Origin of the sequence: Amycolatopsis rhizosphaerae, from assembly GCF_007713715.1 — a bacterium.
In the GTDB taxonomy this organism is placed as follows: domain Bacteria; phylum Actinomycetota; class Actinomycetes; order Mycobacteriales; family Pseudonocardiaceae; genus Amycolatopsis_E; species Amycolatopsis_E rhizosphaerae.
In genome coordinates, this window is the sequence record NZ_VJWX01000462.1 from 1 (window position 1) to 5,651 (window position 5,651).

The 5,651-nt window shown below is 70.5% G+C and carries 6 protein-coding genes; 2 read left to right on the forward strand and 4 right to left on the reverse strand.

Annotated features, from left to right (window positions below; translation table 11 throughout):
* Nucleotides 1-829 (forward strand): tyrosine-protein phosphatase (locus FNH05_RS30595; protein ID WP_425458504.1); only part of this gene is annotated, 829 nt, incomplete at its 5' end.
* A 3-nt stretch (nucleotides 830-832) separates the two neighbouring features.
* Here FNH05_RS30595 and FNH05_RS30600 read toward each other — a convergent pair.
* The 3 genes from FNH05_RS30600 to cysD are packed head-to-tail and all read right to left on the reverse strand — an operon-like array spanning nucleotide 833 to nucleotide 4,133.
* The gene (locus FNH05_RS30600; RefSeq protein ID WP_144592330.1) at nucleotides 833-1,345 is read right to left on the reverse strand and encodes a pyridoxamine 5'-phosphate oxidase family protein; all 513 of its coding nucleotides are present in this window, start codon (nucleotides 1,343-1,345) and stop codon (nucleotides 833-835) included.
* A 5-nt stretch (nucleotides 1,346-1,350) separates the two neighbouring features.
* Complete coding sequence (gene cysC, locus FNH05_RS30605; protein ID WP_144592331.1) at nucleotides 1,351-3,222, reverse strand: adenylyl-sulfate kinase; 1,872 nt, start codon at nucleotides 3,220-3,222, stop codon at nucleotides 1,351-1,353.
* Nucleotides 3,222-4,133, reverse strand: coding sequence for a sulfate adenylyltransferase subunit CysD (gene cysD / locus FNH05_RS30610; RefSeq protein WP_144592332.1), 912 nt, complete (start codon nucleotides 4,131-4,133; stop codon nucleotides 3,222-3,224). The genes cysC and cysD overlap by 1 nt, the downstream gene beginning before the upstream one ends.
* A 59-nt stretch (nucleotides 4,134-4,192) precedes the next feature.
* Here cysD and FNH05_RS30615 point away from each other — a divergent pair, with 59 nt between their 5' ends.
* Complete coding sequence (locus tag FNH05_RS30615) at nucleotides 4,193-4,666, forward strand: nuclear transport factor 2 family protein (RefSeq protein WP_144592333.1); 474 nt, start codon at nucleotides 4,193-4,195, stop codon at nucleotides 4,664-4,666.
* Nucleotides 4,667-4,784: 118 nt separating this feature from the next.
* Here FNH05_RS30615 and FNH05_RS30620 read toward each other — a convergent pair.
* Nucleotides 4,785-5,651, reverse strand: an 867-nt coding sequence (locus tag FNH05_RS30620) for a helix-turn-helix domain-containing protein (protein WP_144592334.1), incomplete at its 5' end; no start/stop codon positions are given.

Consider the following 5,651-nt stretch of genomic DNA (forward strand, 5'->3'; position numbering starts at 1 on the left):
AGGTTCCCCCAACCGCTCCCTTGGCTGGCTCGATCGCGCCGTGAACTATGGGGGCATGCCATGGCTCGAACTCGAAGGGGCGGTCAACGCCCGTGACGTCGGCGGCCTGCCCACCGTGGACGGTGCGGCGATCGCCGAACGCATACTGCTGCGCGCGGACAACCTGCAGGGGCTGACCCCCGCGGACATCAAACTGCTGGTCGACGACATCGGGCTGAGCACAGTGGTGGACCTGCGCAGCACGCACGAGGTCGTCTCCGAGGGTCCTGGGCCGCTCAGGGCGGTCGAAGCGGTGCGCCACGTACACCACTCCGTGCTGCCCGAGGCCGGTGAGGCCACCGACGTCACCGCCGACATGCTGTTCGCCCGTCGGCAGGAGGCGCTGGCCCGCTACCCCGAAGACCCGATGTGCGCGCTGTACCTGGGCTATCTCGAGGACCGGCCGGACAGCGTGGTCGGGGCGCTGCGCTCCATCAGTGAGGCCGAGGGCGCCGCTCTGGTGCACTGCGCGGCGGGCAAGGACCGGACCGGCGTCGTGGTGGCCCTGTCCCTGACCGTGGCGGGGGTGCACCGGGACGCGGTGGTCGCCGACTACGCGGCCACCGGGCACCGGATCAGCGCGATCCTCACCCGGCTGCGCGCCTCCCCGACCTACGCCGAGGACCTGGCCCGGCGTCCGGACGACGAGGAGCACCGGCCCCGCGAGGCCACCATGGCCGCGTTCCTGGCCCAGGTGGACCAGCGTTACGGCGGGGTGCTCGAGTACCTGTCGGCACACGGCTTCGGCCCCGCGGAAGCGGACACCCTGCGCGCCCGGCTGCTCGGCTGAGCCTCAGGCACGAGGGTCGCGGAGGAACTCGGCGGTGCTGCCCGCCAGCGGCATCGGGTCCAGGCCGAGTTTGCGGTGGTCCCAGGACCGCGTGCGCTGGGCGTCCACCCGCACCACGACCCGTTTGCGCATCATCATCTCCACCAGCGGCCTGACCTCTTCGCTGTACGGGCCGTTGTAGCGCTCCCACACGCTGACGCCGACCCGCCAGATGTCGCCGGGATCGTCGCTGATCACGGCGCGCCCTTCGATCGACACGCCCCGCAACCGGTCGTAGGTGTCGCCGTCCTCGACCAGGCAGGTGATGCGGTCGTCGCGGCGGAGGTTGACCACCTTCTGTGACTTGGCCTTGGTCTCGAACCAGATCTGCCCGTCCACCACCGCGTACCACATCGCGACCAGGTGCGGGGTGCCGTCGGGGCCGAGCGTGGCCATCGTGGCGGTCCGGCTTTGTTCGACGAAGGTGGCGATTTCCTCGCCGGTCATGCGGATCTGTGCCCGTTGGTTGACGCCCATGGTGCTCACCTGTCCGACTGGGTCAGGATGGCCAGGATCGACCGGGCCATCGTGGCGGGATCGCCGTCGCCGGGGCGAAGGACGACCTCCGGGCTCTCCGGGGCCTCGTAGGGATCGTCGATCCCGGTGAATCCGCTGATCTGCCCGGCCCTGGCCTTGGCGTACATGCCCTTGGGGTCGCGCGCTTCGCACACCGCCAGCGGCGTGTCCACGAAGACCTCCACAAAGGACAATCCGGCCTCGGCGTGCGCGGCGCGCACCCGGGCACGGTCCGCCCGGTAAGGACTGATCAGCGACACTACCGCCACGATCCCGGCATCGGCAAACAGCCGGGCCACCTCGCCGACGCGGCGCACGTTCTCCGCCCGGTCCCGCGCGCCGAAGCCGAGATCGGCGTTGAGGCCGTGGCGCAGGTTGTCCCCGTCGAGCAGGTAGGCGGGCCGTCCCGCGGCCACCAGCAGCCGTTCCAGTTCGGCCGCCACCGAGGATTTTCCCGACCCGGAAAGCCCCGTCAGCCACACCGTCGCGCCCCGGCTGGGCCGCTCGTCGCGGCCGACCGCGCCGGCGTGCCACACCACCCGCGAGCCGGGCAGGCTCGGGCCCGTGATCATGCCGGCCGCCACGGTGTTGTTCGTCGTGTCGTCGACGAGGATGAAGCTGCCGGTGGACCGGTTGCGGCGGTAGGGATCGAACAGTACGGGCCCGCGGGTGCGCAGCCGTACCCGGCCGATCTCGTTGAGCGCCAAGGCCGGGGCCGACTCGTCGCGGTGCAGCGTGTTGACGTCGAGCCGGTACTCCAGCGAGCGGACCTCCGCGGTGGTGGCCCGCGTGGTGTGCCGCAGGGTGTAGGTCGCGCCCGGGGTCAGCGTGGAACGCTCGGAAAACCAGCAGACCATCGCGTCGAACTCGGTGTCGGCGTGCGGGCGGTTGCCGGGGCGGCACAGCAGATCGCCGCGGGCGATGTCGAGTTCGTCGGCCAGTTGCACGGTCACCGCCTGGGGCGGGAACGCCTCGGTGACGGGTTTGCCGCCCGGCGCCCAGATCGCCCGCACCGTCGAGCGGAACCCCGACGGCAGCACCAGCACCTCGTCGCCGGGTTTGAACACGCCGCCCGCCACGGTCCCGGCGTAGCCCCGGAAGTCCCGGCTGTGGCTGCGGATCACGTACTGCACCGGCAGGCGCGCGTCGACGAGGTTGCGGTCGGAGGCGATGTGGACCTGTTCGAGATGGTGCAGCAGCGGGGTGCCCTCGTACCACGGCATGCTGGTGCCGCGGTGCACCACGTTGTCGCCGTGCAGCGCCGAAAGCGGCACGAAGGTCAGGTCGGGCACGTCGAGTTTCATCGCGAAGCGGCGGAAATCCTCCCGGATCTCCTCGAACCGTTCCTGCGACCAGTCCACCAGGTCCATCTTGTTCACGCACAGCACCAGGTGCGGGATGCCGAGCAGGCTGGACAGGAAGGCGTGCCGCCGCGACTGTTCCAGCACGCCCTTGCGCGCGTCGACGAGGATGAGCGCGAGGTCGGCGGTGGAGGCGCCGGTGACCATGTTGCGGGTGTACTGGATGTGGCCGGGGGTGTCGGCGATGATGAACTTGCGGCGCGGGGTGGCGAAGTACCGGTGCGCCACATCGATGGTGATGCCCTGCTCGCGCTCGGCCCGCAGGCCGTCGGTCAGCAGGGCGAGGTTCGGGTAGTCCTCGCCGCGCTCGCGGCTCGCGCGCTCCACGGCGGCGAGCTGGTCCTCGAACAGGGATTTGGAGTCGAACAGCAGGCGGCCGATCAGGGTGGACTTGCCGTCGTCGACGCTGCCGGCGGTGGCCAGGCGAAGAAGCTGCTGAGGAGGATGAGTGAGGGACGATTTTCCCTGCTGAGCCATCAGAAGTAGCCTTCCTTCTTCCGGTCTTCCATGCCGGCCTCGGAAATGCGGTCGTCGGCGCGGGTGGCGCCGCGCTCGGTGAGCCGGGTGGCGGCCACTTCGGCCACCACCTCCTCGGGCGTCGCGGCCTCCGATTCGACGCAGCCGGTGCAGGTCGCGTCGCCAACGGTGCGGAAGCGAACCGTTGCGGGGTAAGGCTCTTCCCCGTCGAGCAGGGTCAGGAACCGGGTGTGCGCGAGCAGCATTCCGTCGCGTTGCACGACCGGGCGGCGGTGCGCGTAGTAGATCGACGGCAGTTCGATGTCCTCGGCGGCGATATAGGACCAGATGTCGAGCTCGGTCCAGTTCGACAGCGGGAAGACCCGGATGTGCTCGCCCTTGCGGTGCCTGCCGTTGTAGAGGTTCCACAGTTCCGGCCGCTGGTTGCGCGGATCCCACTGCCCGAACTCGTCGCGGAAGCTGAAGACGCGTTCCTTCGCGCGCGCCTTCTCCTCGTCGCGCCGGGCGCCGCCGAACACCGCGTCGAAGCCGTTCTCCCGGATGCAGCGCAGCAGGGTGGTGGTCTGCAGGCGGTTGCGGGAGGCGCGGGGCCCGGTCTCCTCGGTCACGCGGCCCGCGTCGATGTCGTCCTGGACCCGTCCCACCAGCAGCCGGACGCCGAAGGAGGCCGCGGTCCGGTCCCGGAACCCGATCACCTCGTCGAAGTTGTGGCCGGTGTCCACATGCAACACCGGCAACGGCGGCGGGGCGGGCCAGAAGGCCTTTTGCGCCAGGTGCAGCATCACCACCGAGTCCTTGCCGCCGGAGAACAGCAGCACCGGACGCTCGAAGGTCGCGGCGACCTCGCGGAAGACGTGCACCGACTCGGCTTCGAGTGCGGCGAGATGGGACAGCTCATAGGTGCTGGTCACCCGAGGTAAAGTAGAACACGTTCTTGCGGTTGGTCAACGGGCGGAGGATGCTGCCTGCCATGGACCTCGTCGCAGTAGAAGACATCAAACGCGTCAAGTACCGCTACCTCCGCTGCGTGGACCTCAAGCAGTGGGACGAACTGGCCGACGCACTGGCCCCCGAGGCCACGGCCGACTACGGCACGCCGACCTACGGCGAGCCGCTGCGCCTGCGGGGGCGCGAAGCGATCATCGGGTTCCTGCGGGAAAAACTCGGCACGGGCATCATCACCACGCACTCCGCCGGGCAGCCGGAGATCGACATCGACGGGGACACGGCGAAGGGTGTCTGGTCCTTCGAGGACACCGTGCTCGCACCGGAGCACCAGGTGGTGATCAAGGGGGCCGCGTTCTACGAGGACACCTACCGGCGGTGCGAGGACGGCCGGTGGCGCATCACGCACACCGGCTACACGCGCACCTACGAACTGATGTACTCGCTGAAGGACCTGCCCAGCCTCCGCCTGACCGCGAACCGCTGGGCCACCCCCTGAGGCCGTGAGGGCCAGAGGGGGCTGGGGCGAGCCGTGAAGGGTCCCTTCACAGTCGAATCGACCGTGAAGGGACCCTTCACGGCCAACGCCCAAGCGACCGGGTCGGCATCGGCGCGGGTCAGCGGTCGACGGGGCGGCGGCCGCCGGAGTCGCGGGTGACCGCGTCGGCGGTGGCGACCAGCGCCGCGCCGCGCCGGGCGATTTCGGCGCCGGTGACAGCCTCGCCGACGTACATCGTGAGCACCAGTTCCTGCCGCCCCCTGGCGTCGAAGGTGGGTGCCGCGAGCAGGCTCACCGCGTGCCTGCGCCGGGGATCCAGTTCCGCGCCGAGGTAGACGCGTTCCCCCAGGCTCGTCACCAGTTCGCCGACCAGTTCGCGGACGTGGGCGGGCAGGTCGTCGGCCGCCATCCCGGCCAGCAGGGAGTACAGCCGCCGCCCGCCCGCGGTCTGGCTCTCCACCAGGTACCCGTGCTCCCGGCATTCGGCGACCACCTCGCGCAGCCGCCGTTCGTCCAGTTTCACCGGCACCGCGGGCGGTTTCGCCAGCCAGGCGTCGAAGGCGGCATCGGAGTCCCACAGCACGTACATCAGCCCCACCGGCGGGGCGAACGGGTAGGTCTGCCCGACCTTCACCGGCACGGGCCCGGTGCCCTCCAGCAGCAGGATCTGCTCCCCCACCACGGCGGAGGCGGTGCACGTGGTGCAGTAGCGCGCGCTGAGTTCCTCCAGGTGCCGGCGGGCGATGTCGCTCACCGCGAAGCCTTGCCGCGCCGCCCGGCCCGCGGCGACGAGTGCGGGCCCCAGCCCGTAGGTGACGGTCCGGGGATCGCGCACGAGGTATCCGCCGGCGACCAGTTCGGTGAGGATGCCCAGGCAGGTCGGCTTGCTCAGGTCCAGCTCGCGGGCCAGTTCGGACAGGCCGAACCGTTGTCCCGGCCGCGCGGCGAGGAAGTCGAGCAGGCGGACGACCCGCTGGGCGGGGGC